This is a genomic window from Streptomyces sp. AM25 (assembly GCF_058146165.1).
In genome coordinates this window covers 266,985-285,475 of sequence record NZ_JBKIWN010000005.1, presented here as the reverse complement: position 1 = coordinate 285,475, position 18,491 = coordinate 266,985, and the positions used below count along the sequence as shown (strand labels likewise).

Here is an 18,491-nt window from a genome sequence, read left to right as displayed (position 1 = left end):
AGCACGGGGTGAGCTAACCTGTCAAGCGATTCAATCCGGTTAGGTGGGTGGTACTCGATGGACGCGCTGCTGGACCTGCTCAACAGCAGGCCACTGGTCAACGGCGAGGAACAGGACGCGCTCGGCGACCCGGCCGGAGGCAGGCGCTGGGCGCGGGAGCACGGCGGCGAAGGCAGCCCCGCGGAACTGACGCTGCTGCGCCAGGCACGGGACACCTTGCAGGACGTCGTGCGCGGAGAAAGCCCGCCCGCCGCCTTGAGCCCCCTGCTCGCAGGGGTCCACCGGATCCCGGAGATCACTGCGGACGGTCTTGAGTGGACGCTCAGGACTCCGCCGCACGCCCGGCTGGCCGTCGAGGCGGTCCTCGCCTGGGCCGCCACCGAGAAACAACTGCCCGGCCGGCTGCGCCCCTGTGCCAACGGCGAGTGCCGGCTGTTCCTGCTCGACCGCAGCCGGGCCAACCGCGCCCGCTGGTGCTCGATGGCGGTCTGCGGCAACCGCGAAAAGGCACGCCGCCACTACGAACGCAACCGCTGACCCGGCCCCAACTCCATGAGCTGGGGCTGCCTCGGAGCCCTGCTCGGCTCCCTCGGCTTCGGATGCGACATCAAATCCTTCTTCCTCGGGCGCGGTGAACAAGTGAGGGGCGCACCCGCACCCGCCGCTCCGTAACACCGGAGCCTGCGGGGGAGTGCGCCCCACCATTTGTGGCGGCCCGTCGCCCAGTCGACGAGCCGCCACACCCGTATACGGCATGAAGGACGGCCGGCGCCGCGCCCTACCGAAGGGCGTGCAGCCCCGGCCGGTAGCGGTCGATCAGGAAGACCACCAGGCCCAGGACGTAGAAGGCCAGGCCGAAGGTCACGGCGTTGCCGAGCACGCCGAGGTAGCCGTGGAGGTCGACGTCGAGGAAGGGGTAGGGGTAGCGGCCGTCGGTGCCCGGGGAGAGGAGGGCGCCGCGGACGAGGGCGAAGGGGAAGTAGAGCAGCGGATACAGCAGCCACTGCGCCGCGAAGACGAACCGGAAGCGGCCCGGTGCGGTCAGCAGCAGCCAGTCGAGCACGGCGGCGACGGGGGCGACCGTGTGGAGGAGCTGGTTGGCGATCGATTCCAGCGGAGTGCGCTCGGCGGTCATGGAGAAGCCGCTGGAGGCGTTGTCGAGCACGAAGTGGAAGACGACGCCCGTGATGCAGATGTAGAGGAGGGCCGCGCCGGTGATCCTGGGGGAGAGGGCGGGCCGGGCGGTCCAGGCGCGGTGGGCGGACCAGGCGAAGACGAGCGCGATCAGGAGGTTGGACTGGACCGTGAAGTAGCTGAAGAGCCGCCCGAGGTCGTGCGAGTCGGTCACGTCGAAGGCGACACCGGTCAGCGCGGCCAGGGAGACGAGGGCACGGAAGACCGCCGCGACGGGACGGCGGTGCACCGGGACGACGGCCGCCGCCGGAACGCCTGCGGTGCTCGTCGTACCTATGCGGCTACGAGAGGAGGACGGTTCGATCATCCGTCCACGGTACGGGTGGGCCGGCGTGGATGATCCGCTCGCCGGCGGCGGGCGGGATGCGCGGGCCGGTGCGGCGGACCGGGGCGACCCGACGGATATCGCCGCCGCTCAACGGGCGTTCAGGAGAAAAAGGGGCACAACGCCCGGCGCCCGGGTTCTCGACCGAGGTCCGGCACTGTTATCCGTCCGTGACCGAATCCCCGGCGGTGAGGCTCGTGGCCTGTTCCGTAGCCACCCGAACCACCGCCCCAGCGCCCGCCTGCCCGCCATCCCCCACGCACACCCCTCGCCCCGCTGACCACCCACGGGCCGGCCACCGGCATCACGGCGGGGAGCAGATGGCGGGATCGGACGACCGACGTGCCAGGGAACCACCACCGCTCGTCGTGCGCTTACACGCCTGCGCCTGCGCCGTGGACCTGGGCGCGGGCCCGCGCATACGCGTGCCGGACCTCCCTCCCGGCCGCGCCCCCGTCGGCCGGTGCCGCTACGTCCGTGCCGTCGGGGCGGGGCCACGCGGGCGGTTCGGGAGTCCGGGCGAGGGCCCAGGCCGCTTGACGGGCGGCGCCCAGGGCCACGTATTCGTCGGGGCGCGGCACGGTCACCGGCATGCCGAAGATCTCCGCCGCAACCTCCCCGACCACCGGAGCCTTGGCGGCACCGCCGATCAGCAGCAGGCGGTCCACCGGCACGCCCTGCCCGCGCAGTTCGTCCAGGGCGTCGGTCATGCCGCACAGCATGCCCTCGACGGCGGCGCGGGCCAGGTTGTGCGGGTGCATGTTGCTCACCTGCATGCCGAGGAGACTGCCCGTGGCGTCGGGCAGGTTGGGGGTGCGTTCGCCGCCGAGGTAGGGCAGCAGGACCAGTCCTCCGGCGCCCGGTTCGGCCCGGCGGGCGAGGGCGTCGAGCTCCTCGAGGCCGGCGCCCAGCATGCGGGCCGTGGAGCTCAGCACGCGGGCGGCGTTGAGCGTGCACACCAGCGGGAGGAACTGCCCGGTGGCGTCGGCGAATCCGGCCACCGCACCGCCGGGGTCCGCCGTCGGGTGCGGCGAGCGGGCGAAGACGGTGCCGCTGGTGCCGAGCGAGACCACCGCCTCGCCGGGCGCGAGGCCGAGGCCCAGGGCGGCGCCCATGTTGTCACCGGTTCCCGCCGCGACGAGGGTGCCGCCGGGGGTGTGCCCGGCGGCCTCGTCCGGGGCCAGGACGCGCGGCAGTTGCGGGGTGCGGCCGCGGAAGGCGAGCCGCAGCAGGTCCGTGCGGTAACGGCCTTCGGCCGGCGACCAGTAGCCGGTGCCGGAGGCGTCGCCGCGGTCGGTGACGGGCTCCGCCGCGCCTCCGCCGCACAGTCGCCAGGTCAGCCAGTCGTGTGGCAGCATCACCGTCGCCGTACGGTCCGCGGCCCCGGGCTCGTGGTCGGCGAGCCAGCGCAGCTTGGCGGCCGTGAGGGCGGCGACGGGGACGGTGCCCACGGCATCCGCCCAAGCCTGGACGCCGCCCGACTCGCCGATGAGGTCGGCTGCCTGGGGCGCCGAGCGGGTGTCGTTCCACAGCAGGGCCCGGCGTACGGGCACGCCGTCGGCGTCGAGGGCGACGAGCCCGTGTTGCTGCCCCGCGACGGCGATGGCGTCGACGCCCTCCAGCCCCTCCGCCCCGGCGTCCCGCAGGGCCTGTCGGAGCGCCTGCCACCAGGCCTCGGGGTCGGCCTCGGTGCCCTCGGGGTGCGGGGCGCGGCCCTGGCGCAGTACGTCCCCGGTCTCCGCGTCGCAGACGACGACCTTGCAGGACTGGGTGGAGGAATCGACTCCGACGACGGTCGCCATGTCAGGCCGCCGGACGGATCTGGATCTTGCGGCCGGTTCCCTCGCGGAACGTCCGCAGCGCCTCGGGGAATTCCTCCAGCCCGAAGCTGTGTGTGATCATGGTGTCGGCGTCGACGACGCCCTTGCCCATGAGCTCCACGGCCCGGCCGAAGCTGTGCACCACGGCCATGGATCCCACGATGGTGATCTCGTCGTTGTACACGCGGAACGGCGAGATGCGTGCGGTCGCCCCGGACGGCGCGACGCCGAACTGCTGGAACGTCCCCCCGCGCCGCACCCGGGTCAGCGCGTCCTCGATGGCCGGGACGGCGCCCGTGCAGTCGATGACGACCTCCCAGCCCTGTGGCCGGCCCAGGTCACCCGAGCGCACCGCGACCGCGTCGGCCCCCAACTGCCGTGCGACCTCCAGCCGTCCGGGGTTGAAGTCGACGACGGACACGGAGGCCGCGCCCGCCTGGGCGGCGAGCTGAAGCATCATCAGGCCCATGGTGCCCGCCCCGTAGACGAGGTAGTGGGCGCCGAGGTCGCGGGGGAGCTTGTCGAAGCCGTGCACGGCACAGGACAGCGGCTCCACCAGCGTCCCCTGGGTGAGGGAGACGTTCTCGGGCAGCCGGTAACAGTTGGCGGCGGGCACCTTCACATACTGGGCCATCGCGCCGTCGACCGTGTCCCCGATCGCGCCCCAGTTCTCGCACAGGTTGCCCCGCCCGATGGCGCAGTAGTGACAGGCGCCGCAGAACAGCGAGGGGTCGACGGCGACCTTGTCGCCCTCGCGCACCCCGTGCACCCCTGCACCGAGCGCCACGACCTCGCCCGTGAACTCGTGTCCGGGGACGATCGGGTACGGGGTCGGGGCGAACTCGCCGTCGACGATGTGGATGTCGGTGCCGCAGATGCCGACCGCGGCGACGGCGACCACGACCTCGCCCGGGCCCGGAGTGGGGTCGGGCACCGTCTGGACGGAGAACTTACCCGGGGTCTCGACGACGAGAGCGCGCATGAGCCGGCTTCCTTTCGGCGGGGGTGGGGGGGTAACTCGGGGGTGGGGCAGGGGTGTTCAGTCGACGGGGAGCGGCACGCGCTCGACGGGCACGCCGAGCTCCTCGATCGCCCGGACCTCCTCCGGCGGGGCGGCCTCGTCGGTCACCACGAGGTCGTAGCCGGAGGCGTCGCCGTAGCCGTGGGTGGCCGTGCGCCCGAACTTGCTGTGGTCGACGGGCAGTACACGCCGCGCGGCGGCGTCCTGCATGGCCTCCTTGAGGTCGGCCCACTCCCGGACGGGGTGGTACAGCCGGCCCCGGTGCACCGAGGTGACGGAGGAGAACATCACGTCCGCCCGGATCCGGGCGAGCCGGCGCAGGGTCTCCGTGCCGGCGCAGGACTCGAAGTCGGCGTGGAAGCTGCCGCCGAGCAGGATCACCCCGGTGCCGTCGGCCGCGTCCTTGCCGACGATCCCCGCGACGCGCAGCGAGTTGGTGACCACGGTCAGGCGCTCGATACGGGCGAGGCGGCGCGCGAGCGGGAAGAGCGTGCTTCCGCAGTCCATCAGCACGGTCTGGCCGGGGCGCACCTGCCCCGCCAGCACCTCGGCGAGGGCTTCCTTGATCTGCAGCTGCCGGTCCTCGCGGAAGCGGGTGGCCGTCTCCATCGTGAGGCCGGCCAGCGCCACCGCGCTGCCGCGCCGCTTGTACAGCAGCTGCCGGGACTGCAGGTTGTCCAGATCCCGGTGGACGGTCATCGCGCTGACGCCGAGCTCGCCGGCCAGCGCGTCGATCCGTGCCTCGCCCTGCTCGATGACGCGCCGCAGCAGTTGCTGTCTGCGCTGCTCGACATCGGCTTCGGTGCCACGGCCGGCTGCCATGGTTTCTCCTTGCTCCGGGGTGCCCGCCACGGTGCGGACGCTGCCGAGATCACACACTTTCTGAGAAGTTCTGTCAATTCCATTGACAGAATGTGTTGCACAGAGCTTGTATCGGCAGCCGCTGCACCGCCGGCCGGGACTTTCTCCGTTTCTCGGGGCGAAGTGCGTGATTCCTGCTCATCTCCGGACGGAGCCCCCGTGTCCCAGGCCCCTGCCCTTCCCCGGTCCGCCGGCCCACGACGGCCGACGATCCTCGACCGGGCCGGCCTGCCCCGGCCCCTGCTCTGGGGCTACGCCGGACTCGTCCTGTTCATGACCGGCGACGGCATCGAGACCGGATACCTCGCGCCCTACCTCACCGGCCTCGGCTTCTCCGAAGGCGGCGTCGGCGCGATCTTCACGGTGTACGGAGCCGCCGCCGCGCTGGGCGCCTTCCTCGCCGGAGCCCTGGCCGACGCCTGGGGACCCCGGCGCGTGATGACCGTCGGCGCGGGCTTCTGGGCCGGCTGCCACGTCCTGCTGCTCACCGCCGCGATCCCGCTCGGCAGCTACCCGTTGATCACGGCCGTCTACGGGATCCGCGGGCTCGGCTACCCGCTCTTCGCCTACGGCTTCCTGGTATGGATCATGGCGGCGGCGCCGCAGCGGGGGATCGGCCGGGCGCTGGGCTGGTTCTGGTTCTCCTTCACCCTCGGGCTGCCGACCCTCGGCTCGCTGCTCGCCTCCGCGCTCGTGCCCGCCGTCGGCGCGTACGAGACACTGTGGATCTCCCTCGCCCTCGTCCTCACCGGAAGCGCCCTCGCCCTCGTACTGCTGCGGGAACCCACCGGCCGGCGGCCACTGCTGCCCGCCGGCCGCCGAGACGTGCGCGCGACGCTGCGGGGGAGCGTGACGATCCTCTTCAGCCGCCCCCGGATCGGCGCCGGCGCCGTGGTCCGGCTCATCAACACCACGTCCCAGTTCGGCATTTGGGTCTTCATGCCCTTCTACTTCACCGGCACGCTCGGCTTCGCGCTCTCCCAGTGGCTGCGGCTGCTGACCGTCATGATGGGCGCCAACCTCGTCTTCGTCCTCCTCTTCGGCGCCCTCGGCGACCGCTGGAGCCGACGCAGGACCGTCATGTGGTGCGGCGGCGTGCTCAGCGCGGCCGGATGCCTCGCCCTCTACTACCTACCCGCCGCCGCGGACCGGAACTTCCCGGTGGCGTCCGTGGCCGCCGCCGTCTTCGGCGCCGGCCTCGCCGGTTACGTACCGCTGCCGCCGCTCATGACGGCCCAGGCCCCCGACCGCAAGGGCCAGGTGATGTCGGCGTACAGTCTCGGAGCGGGCGCCAGCGTGGCACTCGGCCCGCTTCTCGGCACCCTGTTCATCGGCCCGATCGGGGTCGCGGGCGTGATGTGGATCTACGCGGGCCTGCATCTGCTCAGCAGCCTGCTGGTTCGGCTCCTGCCGGAGGCGGCGGACGGGTGAGCGCCCCAAAGGGGCGCGGGGCTGTTACATCTTGCGGCTCCGCCGCGTGGGCGCGACCAGCCACGACGGCCCGCAGTGTTCAGGTCAACAGGATGACCTTCCCGAACTTGCCCGGACCTGCCAGGCGTTCGTACGCCTCGGTGAACCGGTCGAGGGAGAAGGCCGCGTCGACGGGTACGCGCAGCGTGCCCCGCGCAAGCAGCGGTGTCACGGACGTCCGCACGGTGGCGGCGAGGACCGCCTTCTCGGCGGGTGAGCGCCCGCGGATGGTCGTGCCGATCAACTGGGCCCGCGCCAGCATGAGATCGAACATCCGCAGCGGCGCCGTGGTGCCGGCCTGGACGCCGACGACGAGGACCTTGCCCCGGCTGCGGAGCAGCGCGACCCGCTGCAGGCAGTCCTCGCCGCCGACCAGTTCCACGATCACGTCGTACGGCGCGTGCACGGCTTCGCCGTCGGGGGTGACGACGTCCAACCGCCCGCCGGGGGCGAGGGATTTCACCCGGCCGTGGAGTTCGGCCCGTCGCACACTGGCCACGGTATGCGCCCCGGAGGCCGCGGCGACCTGCACCATGGCCGTACCCACACCGCCTGCCGCGCCGGTGACCAGTGCCCGGTCACCGGCGCGGATCCCGGCCTGGACGACCAGGGCGTCCCAGGCGGTGCCGAACGCCTCCGGGAAACCGGCGGCCTCCTCCCACGACAGGCCCTCCGGCACCGGCATGAGGAGGTCGGCGGGGATCGCGATCCGCTCGGCGTGGCCGCCGCCACCGACCAGCGCCATCACCCGGTCCCCCGGAGCGACTTCCGTAACACCGGGTCCGGTCTGCTCGACCTCGCCGGCGACCTCCAGGCCGGGCACGTCGGCCGGCCAGCCCGGTGGCGCCGGGTAATCCCCGCGTGCCTGCTGCAGGTCGGCGGCGTTGAGCCCGGCAGCCCGTACCCGGACCACCACGGCCCCCGGCCCCGCGACCGGCTCCGGACGCCGCTCCAGCCGGAATGCTCCTTGAGGGTCGATCACCACGGTTCGCATGGGCGCAATCTATGCCCGGGCGCGGACGACCTTGTAACTGAGGGCCGGGGAGAAGAAGTTGCCCCACTGCAGGCTGCCGAGCGCGAAGGACAGGTCACTTGGCCGACCGGGCAGCCCGGTCCGGCAGTCGCGGTTGTAATAGACCTGGATATCGGCGGTGGTGAAGTTGACCGCGGACAGCGCGGCCTCCGGAAGGTTCTGGCAATCGGTGTTGCCCGTGTCGACCGGCATCTGTCTGCCCGTCAAGTCCTGGCCTGCGGAGAAATAGGCCACGGGGGCGTGGGGTAAGTCGGTCGCCGCGGCGGGCTGGGCGAGACCTAAGCCCATCAACAGCGCGGCCCCGGAGGCGGCAACAGCGCCACAGGTCAGATGCTTTTTCCTGAGTGCAGACATGAGTGTGCTCCCTTTCGGCAGAACGGTCCGGTCAGCGGCAAGCCGCTAAAGCCATTGCATCTTCAAACAAGAATATGGTGGCGTCAACTCTTTTCCCGCCGGGAGAAGTTCAGGAAGAATCCTGTCCCGAGCCGCCCTGGCGCAGCGCGTCCAGCGTGGTGCCGCGCTTGCGCCGCGCCAGCGCGCGCAAGGTGCCCACGTTGCGGTAGCCGACCCTGGTCGCGATCGCCTCGGCACTCAGCGAGGTGGTGCGCAGCAGGTAGGTGGCCTGGTCGAGCCGGACCTCCTGGACGAAGTCCAGCGGCGTCATGCCGAGCACGGCCTGGGCGGTGCGCTGGAGGGTCCGCTCGCTGACGCCCAGCTCCCGGGCGGCCTCGGCGAGCGGCGGCGGATCGGCCAGCCGGGCGCGCACCCAGCGTTCGAACGCGGTCATCATCGGGTCGGCCTGGGCCAGCAGCGTCGGCACCGCGAACGCGGCCTGGGAGGGCCGGTCGCCGATCAGCAGGTAGCGGGCGACCGTGTCCGCCAGTTCCGGGCTGTGGCGGCGCACCACCCACAGCGCGAGGTCGATGTGGGCGAAGGCGGCACCGGCGGTGGTCGCCCGGCCGTCCTGGACGAGGGTGCGGGACTCGTCCAGCAGCACCCCCGGGTAGCGACTGCGGAAGAACGGCCCCAGCCACCAACTGGTGGTGGCCCGCAGCCGGTCGAGCGCCCCGGCCTCGGCCAGGAAGAACGTGCCCGTACAGGCTGCGCCGACCGGCGTGCCGGCCTCGGCCAGCCGCCCGCCGAGCTCCAGCGCCCAGGCGTTGGCGGGTGAACGGACGGCCGCCAGCACCCCGTCGGGCGTCTTGAACCCGGTCGCGGGCATCAGCAGCAGGTCCGGCTGGTGCGGCAGCTCCCCGGCGGGCACGGTCGCCAGGGTGAGCCCGTTGCCGGTGCGCACCTCGGTGCCCGCCCCGACCACGGTCATCGTGAACGGCGGCGCCTCCTCGCCCTGGAGGCGCACCGCGTTCGCCGTGTTGAGCACGTCGAGGAGGGCGGAGAGTCCGGAGTCGAAGATGCCGTCGACGGCAACCATGGCGATGTGCATGGCGGAAACGGTAACGGACGTGTCGTTTCCGCCACTCGCGGGTCGATTTTCCGCCGCATAGCTTGTGATTCAGGCCGAACGCGAGGTGCGTACGGCCGGCCGGGGCCCACGATGCAGGGCCCGCCCGTCACGACACGAAGGAGACCGACATGACGCTCAAGCTGGGTGTGCTGGCCCTGCTCACCGCCAAGCCCGGCAAGGAGGCCGAGGTGGCCGCCCTGCTGGACACCGCCCGCGGCATCGCCGCCGAGGAGGCCGGGACCCAGGTCTGGTACGCCTTCCAGAGCGACGGCTCCACCTTCGGCATCTTCGACGCCTTCGCCGACGACGCAGGCCGCCAGGCCCACCTGACCGGCCGCATCCCCGCCGCCCTCGCCCAGGTCGGCCCGGACCTCCTCGCCGCCGACCCCGACATCCGCCTGATCGACATCCTTGCGGCCAAGTAGCCCTTCGCCGAACGCGGGCCCGCCTGTCCGGCACCAACATGCGGATCCGCACCGGGAGATCAACAACGGAGTCCCCCTGCTATGGTGCGCCGATGGCATCGGTCAAGAAGTTCCAAGTCACCTTCGACTGTGCAGAACCCGAGCGCGTCGCTCGCTTCTGGTGCGAGGTGCTCGGGTACGTCGTACCGCCGCCACCGGAGGGGTTTGCCACGTGGGACGACTTCAACAGCTCTCTGCCGCCCGAGCGGCAGGGTGCATCGTTCGCCTGCAGCGATCCCTCGGGCGTGGGCCCGCGGCTGTACTTCCAGCGTGTTCCCGAAGGCAAGGTCGTCAAGAATCGGGTGCATCTTTGCTCGCGGGTCGGCACCGGGCTCGTGGGTGAAGAGCGCCTCGCCGTGCTCGAGGCCGAGTGCACACGGCTGGTCGCGCTCGGCGCGGTACGCGTGCGAGTGCTGCTTGCCGATGAGGAGAACGAATCGTGCATCGTGATGCAGGACATCGAGGGCAACGAGTTCTGCATCGACTGAGTGAGGGTTGTCGCCGTCGAACTCACCATTCGGGACTGGGCGCGTAGGCCCGCTTCATCGAGAACGACAGAGGGGCGAGTACCGGTCGATGCGGGGCGTACGGGACCGTGCCCCGCATCGCCCCGCATGAGTGCGTCCGGCCGCTCAGTAGGAGAAGGTGGCCGAACTGGCCTGGTCGTTCATCGCGTCGCCCACGTAGGGGACGGCACCGCTGTAGGACTGGCTGAAGCCGAGGAAGTCGGCGTTCTGGTAGAGGGTGATGGCCCTGCAGGTGCCGGTGTTGACGGAGCTGACGCGGTCGTTCCAGTCGGCCGCGAAGCGGTTGAAGGAGCGGGTGTCGCAGCTGCTGCCCACGAGCGCGAGGGAATCGCCGCCGAAGTCCTTGTCCGCGTAGATCGTGGCGAGGACTTGGACCGACTGCGCTGCGGCCAGCGCCTTCCGGGCACCCGCCGAGCCGTTGATCCGGGTCTGGAGCGTCTTGTCCAGCGTCGCGGCCTTGGCGTCGTTCGGGGCGTCGGTCACCCGGCCGTGCGTGCCGAACGCAACGGCTTCCCGGTAGGTGCCGAAGCAGGACCGGGCACCACTGTCGACGTTGACCACGCAGTGCCTGGCTTCGGCGGCCTTGGGGGCGGTGCCCTGCTGCGCCAGGGCCGGGGTGGCGGCCGCCACGGTGGCCAGGGTGCCCAGCGCCAGAGCGAGTGCGGTGCGTGCGGATCTCATGTTTGCTCCATGGGTGAGGACGGTTTCCGAGGAGCCGGAGCACTGCGCCCGGCTGCTGGCATGGACACTGCTGCCTCACGTTCAACAAAGGGTCAACACGTGTCGCCGGCCGCCTCCGACGCCCGTCACCACGGAACGGGGCCGCCGTCGGCGCTGACTTCGCCCGGCGACGTCGAGCCGTCGTTCGTCGCAGGCCTGCGCCTGGCCGCCTACGCCGCCGTACCCGGCACCGAGGCCGTCGGCAACCTTCGCGGTAGCAGAGGGCACACTGACGGGCGGTTCAGGCCGCCGCTTTGAGCGGGTGTTCTGTGACGGCCTGCAGACGGTGGCGGTCTCCCGCCCGAACGGCGGTGGCGGGACGTGAGAGGGAGGCCGAGCGCGCTCAGTCGGTCTTGGACTCCTGGAATTCCGCCACGGCCGCGCCGTGCTCGTGAGCCCACTCGGTCAGCACGGCGATCGGCTTCACCAGCGTCCGGCCCAAGTCGGTCAGTACGTACTCGACCGTCCCGGCCCCGGCGCGGCGGTCGACCAGGCCGTACCCCTGCAACCGCCGCAGCGTCTGGGTCAGCACCTTCCGCGAGACCCCGCCGATCAGGCCGACCAACTCGCCGTGCCTGCACGGTTTCCGGCTCAGCGCGAACAGCACGGCCACCGCCCACTTGTCGGCGATGATCTCGATCGCCAGCCGGGCCGGGCAGTCGGCCAGGAAGACGCTGCCGGAGTATTCACGCATGCCCCGACGGTAGCCCGCTGCCGGGAACCTGGAGGTACCTGCCGCCTCACTAGCGTCCACAGCGGAAGCCACCGAGCAGGGAGACCGAATGAGGGCAGAGACCGAATGGCCGGGCGGGCGGAAGGTCGCCGCGCTGGTCACCGTCGCGTTGGAGCTGTGGTCACCGGGGCGCTGGCCCGCCTATGCGCCGATGGCCGCGGCGTGGCCGCTGTCCGGCATCGACGACACGCACAGCACCTCCTGGGCGGACTACGGCGTCACCACCGGCATCTGGCGGCTGCTCGACGTCCTCGGTGACCTGCCCGCCACCGTCGGCGTCAACGGACTGGTGGCCGAGCGGCACCCCGGGACCGTCATGGCCGTGCACGAGGCGGGGCACGAGATCGCCGCACACTCCTGGGCCCAGGACGTGGTGCCCGCGCTGCTCGATGCCGATGCCGAGCGGGCCAATGTCCGTCGTTGCACCGACATCCTTCGCCGAGTCACCGGCGTTCGCCCGACGGGGTGGATGAGCCCACGCGCCACCGGTTCGAGGCACACTGCCGGTCTGCTCGCCGAGGCCGGCTACCGCTGGACCGGCGACCACGGCGACCACGACCTCCCGCAGGTCCTGTCCACCGCTCACGGGCCGCTGGTCTCCCTCATGCACAGCGACCACTCCGACGTCCGCGACGCTGCGGCGGGCCCGTACGTCTACCGCGACCTGCACCGTGAGCTGCTGGACCAGCTGCTCGCCGCCCCCGGCCCAGGCGTCTTCCGCCTGACCGTCCACGCCCACGTCGGAGGCCGACCGCTCCTCGCGGGCATGGTCGGCCAGATCCTCGACCACATCCGTGAGTCCGGCGACGTCTGGGTCGCCACCCACGCCCAGGCGGCCGAACACGTTCTGACACACCAGGGAGGAACGCCATGACCCACGTCCTCGTCGGCGGCACCGGAGCCATGGGCAGCCACGTGATCCGGCACCTGTTGGCCACCACCGACGCCACCGTCACCGTCCCCACCCGCCACCCGCAGTCCGCCCACGCCACCGAACTCGCCGCCATCGCGCCCGGCCGCGTGCGACTGGTGCGCTCCGACTCGGCGGCCCTGGAAGTCCTGATGGGGCAGGCCGACCGCGTGTTCGCCAACACCGACTTCTTCGCGACGGGCAGCGCCGTGGGCGAATATCGGCAAGGGCTGCACTTGCTGGCCGCCGCGGAGCGGGCCGGCGTGGAGCGATTCATCTGGTCCTCGTTGGACAGCGCGGTGTCCCTGACCGGCCACCCCGTCCCGCACTTCGACAGCAAAGCCGCCGTCGCCGCCCACATCGACCTGATGCGGTCGGAGGAAATGCTCCGCAAGGAGACCGACGGCTGGTACACGGACCACGTCTCGGTACTGACCACCGCGCCGTACTTCGAAAACCTGCGGGACCGGCTCACCCCCCGACCGGACGGCCGGGGCGGCCTGACCTTCAGGCTCCCCCTCGGCACCGCGCACTACCCGCTCGTCGCCCTCGACGACATCGCCTGGTTCGCCGGCCACATCTTCGACAACTGGCAGTCCTGGGGCGCCCGCGACCTCGCGGTGATCGGCGACAGCCTCACCGGCGACGAGATCGCCGCCACCTTCGCACAGGTCACGGGCACCCCCAGCACCTACATCCCGATGCCGCACGACGACCTGCGCGCCGCCGTCCCCGACTTCGGCCACGACTACGCAGCGATGTTCCGGTTCTTCGCCGAGCGTGATCTCTACGCCCGGGACCGGGACATCAACCTCCTGCGCCGCCTGCACCCCGAGGTGATGACCTTCGAGGGCTGGCTGCACCACACCGGATGGACGGGATGACCACCCACGGCCCAGGGCACCTCCGCCGCGCAGCGCATGTGCGGCCACCGGGCGGATGCGGATCAGGGCGCAACGCTTGATGGGAGAGCCGTCGACGCCACCGTCATACGCAGCCTCCTGCTCCCCGCCGTCATACGGCCGGTCGGCAACGCCGATTGGCGGTCCGTCAGGCCCCGGTGTCCGGGAGCTCGTAGGCCACCTCGTGGCGGGGTTCGTACAACCGGAGTTCACCACCGCCCGGCAGGCGCAGGGTGGTCAGCAGGCCCCAGCCCTCCTCGCTGACGGGCTGGGTGAACTCGACTCCCTTGGCGGTCAGTTCGGCCATCGTGGCCCGTACGTCGTCGCACATCAGGAACAGTTCGTGGCCGCTCGGCTCGCCGGACGGGTGGACGGCGACCTCCGCGGGCGGGAGCTTGAAGATCAGCCATCCGCCGCCCGCATCGACGTGCGGATACCCCAGCATGTCCCGGAAGAAGGCGCGATCCGCCTCGGCGTCCCGGCTGAAGACGACGACGTGAGCACCGTTGATCATGCCCTGGCCCTTCAGGTCTCCAGATCTCCACGGTCGAGGATCTCCCGGCATCATCACACAGCCTGTGATCCGGCGCCCGATGACGGAAATCCCTCGTCACCCGCCGACGGGGCCGCTATACAGGCGGAATGACCACCTCGAACGCCTCCCGCCGCCGCTTCCTGCGCACGGCGGCCGTGGCCGCCCCGCTCTCCGCGCTCGGCGTGCTCGCCCCTCCCGCGAGCGCCCGGCCGCAGTACCGCAGCGGGGACTGGCCCGCGGACCTCGTGGACGCGGTGGAGCGCGCCATGCCCGTCGCCGTGGACTGGGCCGGCCAGGCCCACTGGCCCTACGGAGCCGTCCTCGTCGACACCGACGGCGGAGCCGTCGTGGCCGGCGCCCGCAACACCACGGACCTCTCCGGTGACCCCACGGAGCACGCCGAGGTCAACCTGCTGCGCAAGGCCGCCGAGAAGGGCCTGGACCTCGCCTCGCACGTGCTCGTCACCACCGCCGAGCCGTGCGCGATGTGCGCGGGCGCGATCCTGTGGGGCGGGGTGTGGGGCGTGGCCTACGGGACCTCCGTCGCCAGGCTCATCTCCTACGGGAACCCGCAGATCGACCTGTCCTTCACCGACATCGCCGGGCGCTCGCGACTGCGGGGACGGCCCACGGTGCTCGGCGACGTACGGACGGACCTCACCGACCCCCTCTACCGCCGGTCCACGGCGTCGGCCGGCGGCGCCGGTGGCCAGGCGGTGGGGGACAGCAGCCCGAGGACGTAGGCGCGGGCGACGAGCGCGGTGCGGTTGGGGGCGCGCAGCCGGCGGCACAGGCGGGTGAGGTGGTAGTTGACGCCGTCGTCGGTGAGACCGACCGTGCGGGCGACCACTGCCGTGGTGCAGCCCGCGGCAACCAACGCCAGGATCCGGGCCTCCTGCGAGCCGAGGAGAGGCGCCTCCGCATCGCGGTCCGGCGAGGCAGGGCGTTCGTCGATGTGCAAAGTGGCCAGCAGGGGCGGCGAATCACCGCCGGGGTCGCTCACCGGCTCGATGGTGAGCTGCCCCGAGTGCGTCGCCGCGCCCGTCGTCCAACGCACCCGGATGTGATAGCGGGAGCGCCGCCCCGTGGCCAACGCCCTCTCCGCCCGTGCCAGTTGGTCGGCGTCGGTCGGGGTGAACAGGTCCAGGAGGTTACGGCCCTCCAGCCGCCCCGGGGTCACGTCCCACAGGGCCGCGAGGGCCGGATTGACGACGGCGATCTCGCCCTCGGTGGTGCTGATCGCCGTAGGCATGGGGATGCGGTCGAACAGGTTCAGGAACCGGGTGCGCCAGACGGCCGGGTCCGACTCGGGGTCCGGCTCCGGGTCCGGGTCAGGGGCCGATGGAGGTGGGGCGGGAGGGCACATGGCGGGAGCAGCCTCTTCGTGTCGTGCGGGCCGTGCGATAGCACAATCCTGCTCCGGGCGAGCGGAGTGGCTCGGCCGAGCCACTACAAGATTTTGTGCGATCGGCGTGGCGTCGGCCGGCGGGCGGCGTGATCGTGGAAGCAGCAGCCGGCCGACGGCTCCCCGGAGCGGAGCCGGGCCGGCGGACCCCGCATGCAGTCAGGAAGAGACCGCCCATGCCCACCACCATGCGCGCCGCGCGCTTCGACACCGCCACCCGAGAACTGGCCGTACAGGACGTGCCCGTCCCGCAGCCGGGCCCCGGCGAGGCGCTGGTCAGGGTCGAGGCCTGCGGCATCTGTCACTCCGACCTCTCGCTGCTGCACGGCGTGGTGCCGGCCCGGCTGCCCGTCATCACCCCGGGCCACGAGGCCGCGGGCACCGTCGCCGCCCTCGGGTCGCCGGACTCCGGCTGGAACACCGGCGACCGCGTGGTGCTCGCATCGGGCCGCGCCTGCGGCCGGTGCACGACGTGCCGGGCGGGCGGGGCCTGGGACGACTGCCGTGACCTGCGGGTGATGGCCTTCGACTACGACGGCGCCTGGGCCGAGTACGTGCTCGTGCCGACCGTGGCCCTCACCCGGCTGCCCGAGGGCATCCCCATGGAACGGGCAGCGGTTCTCGCCGATGCGGTCTCGACCCCGTACGCGGCCGTCGTGGACACCGCCCGGCTGCGCCCGGCCATGGCGGTCGGTATCTGGGGCCTGGGCGGCGTCGGCGCCCACCTGGTGCAGATCGCGCGGCTGGCCGGCGCGGCCCCGATCATCGCCCTGGACCCGCTGGAGGCGGCCCGGCAGCGGGCCCTCGACCTGGGCGCCGACCACGCACTGGACCCCGCGGACGGTGAAGCGGTCGCGAGGATCCGGGAGTTGACCCAGGGGCGGGGCCTGGACACGGCCTTCGACGTGGTGGCCCGCCGGACCACGATGTCCCAGGCCGACGCCGCGCTGGGGCACCGGGGGCACCTCGTGCTCGTGGGCATCTCCACGGATGCCGTGGAGCTGGGCCCGGAGGCGGACTACGCCATCAAGCGACATGCCGTCACCGGTCACCTCGGCTACCGCAAGCGCCACATCGAGGAGTTGGTGACCCTCGTCGCCGCCGGGCGGCTGGACTTGAGCCGCTCGGTCAGCGCGGTGCTGCCCCTCGAAGAGATCGCGGAGGGCGTGCGCCGTCTGGAGGAGAAGGAGGGCAACCCCATCCGCATCGTCATCCGCCCCTGACCGCCTCCACCCCACGGAAAGGCTTTACTCCATGCCCCTCGACCCCGAAATCGCCGCCATCCTCGACCAGGCCAACGCCTTCACCGCAGCCCGCGTCCTCACGACCGACCCCGAGACGCTGCGCGAGGGGGAGCGCACCTTCTCCGCCGCGGTGGCGCTCGCCGAGCCGATCCGGGTCGGCTCCGTCGAGGACGGCACGCTGCCCGGCCCCGACGGCTCCATACCCGTGCGGGTCTACCGCCCCGAGGCACGGGGAGGTCTGCCCACGGTGGTCTTCTTCCACGGCGGCGGCTGGATCACCGGCGACCTCGACAGCCACGACGCGGTCACGCGCCGCCTGTGCCGGGACGTGGGCGCGGTCGTGGTCGCCGTCCACTACCGGCGGTCCCCCGAGCACCCCTTCCCCGCCCCTTACCAGGACTGCCTGGCCGTTACACGCCATGTCGCCGACCACATCGAGGAGTTCGGGGCACGACGCGACCGTCTGGCCGTGGCGGGGGACAGCGCGGGTGCCAACCTCGCCGCCGTGGTCGCCCAGACCTTCCGTGACGAGAACCGCCCCCTGGCCGCTCAACTCCTGGCCTACCCGGCGACGGACTTCGACGGGGACCACCCCTCCCGCGCCGAGAACGCCACCGGATACATGCTCACCGCCGAGAACATCGCCGACATCACATACCTTTACACCGGAGAAGACCCCGCCGTCCGCCGCTGCCCCCAGGTCTCCCCGCTGCGCGCCGAGAACCTCGCCGGGCTCGCTCCCGCGGTCATCGGCACCGCCCAGTACGACCCACTGCGCGACGAGGGCCTCGCCTACGCCGAGGCCCTCGGGACCGCCGGCGGCGACGTGTTCGTCCGCAACTACGACGGACTGATCCACGGATTCCTGAACATGTTCGCCGTCTCTTCCGCCGCTGACGCCGCCACCCGTGAACTCTTCGCCCAGCTCGGCCGACGGCTCGGCACCGGTGTCAGCCCGTCGTCGCGATGACGCAGGCGACGAAGGAGGACACCGTCGCCACTGATCATCTGCCCCCCTTCCGCTGAGTGCTCAGAACATGCGCGGTTGACCGTTGGATGCACCGAGCCCGCCGTCGACGGGAATATGGGCGCCGTTGACGAAGCGGGCGTCGGAGCCGGCCAAGAAGGCGATGACATCGGCGACTTCGGCCGGTTCGGCGGGGCGCTGCATGGGGATGCGCTGACGGAACGCGGCAAGTGCCTCCTCGTTCTCGACGATGGGTGCGGCCATCGGGGTGCGGGTCAGACTCGGGTGCACGGCGTTGACACGTACGCCCTCGTGGCCGTGGTCGAGCGCCATGGCGTTGGTGAGGTTGACCAGAGCCCCCTTGGCAGCGTTGTAGGCGGCCAGACCCCAGTCCGCCCCGAGCCCGGACACCGAGCCGACGTTGACGATGCAGCCGCCGACGCGACGCAGGTGGGGCAGCGCCGCCCTGGAGGCGAAGAAGACGCCGTCGATGTTGACCGCCAGGACGCGCCGCCACGCGGCGGTGTCGGTCTGCTCGACGGTTCCGGCCGCGCCGTGGCCTGCGTTGTTGACCAGCACGTCCAGCCGGCCGAATTCCTCGGCCACGCCGTCGATCAGCGTGGTGATGGCGGATTCGTCGGAGACGTCCGCGACGCGCGGGACGACCGTCGCTCCGGCGGGGGCACCGGCGGCGGCCTGCTTCAGCTTGTCCTCGGTCCGCCCGACGGCGATCACCGTGGCGCCTTCCCGCCCGAAGCGATACGCGGTGGCGGCGCCGATGCCGGAACCGCCCCCGGTGACGATGACGACCTTGCCGGTGAACCGGTTTCCGTCCACGGAAACTCCTCATGCGTAGGTGAGTTGCGTAGGAGGGACTCTGGCAGGTGGTGCGTGG

Annotated in this window: 21 protein-coding genes; 9 read left to right on the top strand and 12 right to left on the bottom strand. The window is 71.9% G+C overall.

The window, feature by feature from the left end:
• Positions 1 to 57 precede the first annotated feature (57 nt).
• Entirely contained in the window at positions 58 to 537 is a 480-nt protein-coding gene (locus ACLHRZ_RS08770; protein WP_490417722.1) for a CGNR zinc finger domain-containing protein, read from the top strand.
• Positions 538 to 778: 241 nt separating this feature from the next.
• On the opposite strand, the gene ACLHRZ_RS08765 is transcribed toward ACLHRZ_RS08770, so the two are convergent.
• The 4 genes from ACLHRZ_RS08765 to ACLHRZ_RS08750 form a co-directional block, all read right to left on the bottom strand.
• Entirely contained in the window at positions 779 to 1,501 is a 723-nt protein-coding gene (locus ACLHRZ_RS08765) for a Pr6Pr family membrane protein (protein WP_490417721.1), read from the bottom strand.
• Positions 1,502 to 1,893: 392 nt separating this feature from the next.
• Entirely contained in the window at positions 1,894 to 3,321 is a 1,428-nt protein-coding gene (gene xylB / locus ACLHRZ_RS08760; protein WP_490417720.1) for a xylulokinase, read from the bottom strand.
• A gap of 1 nt (position 3,322) precedes the next feature.
• Positions 3,323 to 4,321 carry a zinc-dependent alcohol dehydrogenase family protein gene (locus ACLHRZ_RS08755; RefSeq protein WP_490417719.1) on the bottom strand — a complete coding sequence of 333 codons (999 nt, stop codon included), beginning with the start codon at positions 4,319 to 4,321 and terminating at the stop codon, positions 3,323 to 3,325.
• 57 nt (positions 4,322 to 4,378) lie between these two features.
• A complete protein-coding gene (locus ACLHRZ_RS08750) occupies positions 4,379 to 5,182 on the bottom strand; it encodes a DeoR/GlpR family DNA-binding transcription regulator (RefSeq protein ID WP_490417718.1) in 804 nt (267 codons plus the stop codon).
• 198 nt (positions 5,183 to 5,380) lie between these two features.
• On the opposite strand from ACLHRZ_RS08750, the gene ACLHRZ_RS08745 reads away from it, so the two are divergent.
• On the top strand, positions 5,381 to 6,652 hold the full coding sequence (locus ACLHRZ_RS08745) for an MFS transporter (RefSeq protein WP_490417717.1): 1,272 nt from the start codon (positions 5,381 to 5,383) through the stop codon (positions 6,650 to 6,652).
• 79 nt (positions 6,653 to 6,731) lie between these two features.
• Here the strand turns inward: ACLHRZ_RS08745 and ACLHRZ_RS08740 are convergent, their stop codons facing one another.
• From ACLHRZ_RS08740 to ACLHRZ_RS08730, 3 genes are all read right to left on the bottom strand, one after another.
• Entirely contained in the window at positions 6,732 to 7,685 is a 954-nt protein-coding gene (locus tag ACLHRZ_RS08740) for an alcohol dehydrogenase catalytic domain-containing protein (protein WP_490417716.1), read from the bottom strand.
• Positions 7,686 to 7,694: 9 nt separating this feature from the next.
• A complete protein-coding gene (locus tag ACLHRZ_RS08735) occupies positions 7,695 to 8,078 on the bottom strand; it encodes a hypothetical protein (RefSeq protein ID WP_490417715.1) in 384 nt (127 codons plus the stop codon).
• Between the two features lie 109 nt (positions 8,079 to 8,187).
• Positions 8,188 to 9,168 carry a GlxA family transcriptional regulator gene (locus ACLHRZ_RS08730; protein ID WP_490417714.1) on the bottom strand — a complete coding sequence of 327 codons (981 nt, stop codon included), beginning with the start codon at positions 9,166 to 9,168 and terminating at the stop codon, positions 8,188 to 8,190.
• Between the two features lie 149 nt (positions 9,169 to 9,317).
• On the opposite strand from ACLHRZ_RS08730, the gene ACLHRZ_RS08725 reads away from it, so the two are divergent.
• Together ACLHRZ_RS08725 and ACLHRZ_RS08720 are read left to right on the top strand one after the other, a co-directional pair.
• Complete coding sequence (locus tag ACLHRZ_RS08725; protein WP_490417713.1) at positions 9,318 to 9,614, top strand: putative quinol monooxygenase; 297 nt, start codon at positions 9,318 to 9,320, stop codon at positions 9,612 to 9,614.
• 92 nt (positions 9,615 to 9,706) lie between these two features.
• Positions 9,707 to 10,141 carry a VOC family protein gene (locus ACLHRZ_RS08720; protein WP_490417712.1) on the top strand — a complete coding sequence of 145 codons (435 nt, stop codon included), beginning with the start codon at positions 9,707 to 9,709 and terminating at the stop codon, positions 10,139 to 10,141.
• 144 nt (positions 10,142 to 10,285) lie between these two features.
• Here ACLHRZ_RS08720 and ACLHRZ_RS08715 read toward each other — a convergent pair whose 3' ends face one another.
• Both ACLHRZ_RS08715 and ACLHRZ_RS08710 read right to left on the bottom strand, forming a co-directional pair.
• The gene (locus ACLHRZ_RS08715; protein ID WP_490417711.1) at positions 10,286 to 10,861 is read right to left on the bottom strand and encodes a peptidase inhibitor family I36 protein; all 576 of its coding nucleotides are present in this window, start codon (positions 10,859 to 10,861) and stop codon (positions 10,286 to 10,288) included.
• Between the two features lie 382 nt (positions 10,862 to 11,243).
• Entirely contained in the window at positions 11,244 to 11,594 is a 351-nt protein-coding gene (locus ACLHRZ_RS08710) for a winged helix-turn-helix transcriptional regulator (protein WP_490417710.1), read from the bottom strand.
• 88 nt (positions 11,595 to 11,682) lie between these two features.
• Here ACLHRZ_RS08710 and ACLHRZ_RS08705 point away from each other — a divergent pair, with 88 nt between their 5' ends.
• Together ACLHRZ_RS08705 and ACLHRZ_RS08700 are read left to right on the top strand one after the other, a co-directional pair.
• Positions 11,683 to 12,507 (top strand): polysaccharide deacetylase family protein, encoded by an 825-nt coding sequence (locus ACLHRZ_RS08705; protein WP_490417709.1) that lies wholly within the window; start codon positions 11,683 to 11,685, stop codon positions 12,505 to 12,507.
• Entirely contained in the window at positions 12,504 to 13,427 is a 924-nt protein-coding gene (locus ACLHRZ_RS08700; RefSeq protein WP_490417708.1) for an NmrA family NAD(P)-binding protein, read from the top strand. Before ACLHRZ_RS08705 ends, ACLHRZ_RS08700 begins: the two co-directional genes overlap by 4 nt.
• Before the next feature lie 166 nt (positions 13,428 to 13,593).
• On the opposite strand, the gene ACLHRZ_RS08695 is transcribed toward ACLHRZ_RS08700, so the two are convergent.
• Positions 13,594 to 13,959 carry a VOC family protein gene (locus ACLHRZ_RS08695; protein ID WP_490417707.1) on the bottom strand — a complete coding sequence of 122 codons (366 nt, stop codon included), beginning with the start codon at positions 13,957 to 13,959 and terminating at the stop codon, positions 13,594 to 13,596.
• A 128-nt stretch (positions 13,960 to 14,087) separates the two neighbouring features.
• On the opposite strand from ACLHRZ_RS08695, the gene ACLHRZ_RS08690 reads away from it, so the two are divergent.
• On the top strand, positions 14,088 to 14,723 hold the full coding sequence (locus ACLHRZ_RS08690) for a nucleoside deaminase (RefSeq protein ID WP_490417706.1): 636 nt from the start codon (positions 14,088 to 14,090) through the stop codon (positions 14,721 to 14,723).
• On the opposite strand, the gene ACLHRZ_RS08685 is transcribed toward ACLHRZ_RS08690, so the two are convergent.
• The gene (locus ACLHRZ_RS08685; RefSeq protein ID WP_490417705.1) at positions 14,651 to 15,346 is read right to left on the bottom strand and encodes a helix-turn-helix transcriptional regulator; all 696 of its coding nucleotides are present in this window, start codon (positions 15,344 to 15,346) and stop codon (positions 14,651 to 14,653) included. The two genes, ACLHRZ_RS08690 and ACLHRZ_RS08685, sit on opposite strands and share 73 nt — an antisense overlap.
• Before the next feature lie 215 nt (positions 15,347 to 15,561).
• Between ACLHRZ_RS08685 and ACLHRZ_RS08680 the strand changes: the two genes are divergently transcribed.
• Positions 15,562 to 16,608, top strand: a complete 1,047-nt coding sequence (locus ACLHRZ_RS08680) for a zinc-binding dehydrogenase (RefSeq protein WP_490417704.1) — start codon at positions 15,562 to 15,564, stop codon at positions 16,606 to 16,608.
• A gap of 31 nt (positions 16,609 to 16,639) precedes the next feature.
• Complete coding sequence (locus tag ACLHRZ_RS08675; RefSeq protein ID WP_490417703.1) at positions 16,640 to 17,599, top strand: alpha/beta hydrolase; 960 nt, start codon at positions 16,640 to 16,642, stop codon at positions 17,597 to 17,599.
• A gap of 60 nt (positions 17,600 to 17,659) precedes the next feature.
• On the opposite strand, the gene budC is transcribed toward ACLHRZ_RS08675, so the two are convergent.
• Positions 17,660 to 18,433 (bottom strand): meso-2,3-butanediol dehydrogenase, encoded by a 774-nt coding sequence (budC, locus tag ACLHRZ_RS08670; protein ID WP_490417702.1) that lies wholly within the window; start codon positions 18,431 to 18,433, stop codon positions 17,660 to 17,662.
• Positions 18,434 to 18,491 lie beyond the last annotated feature (58 nt).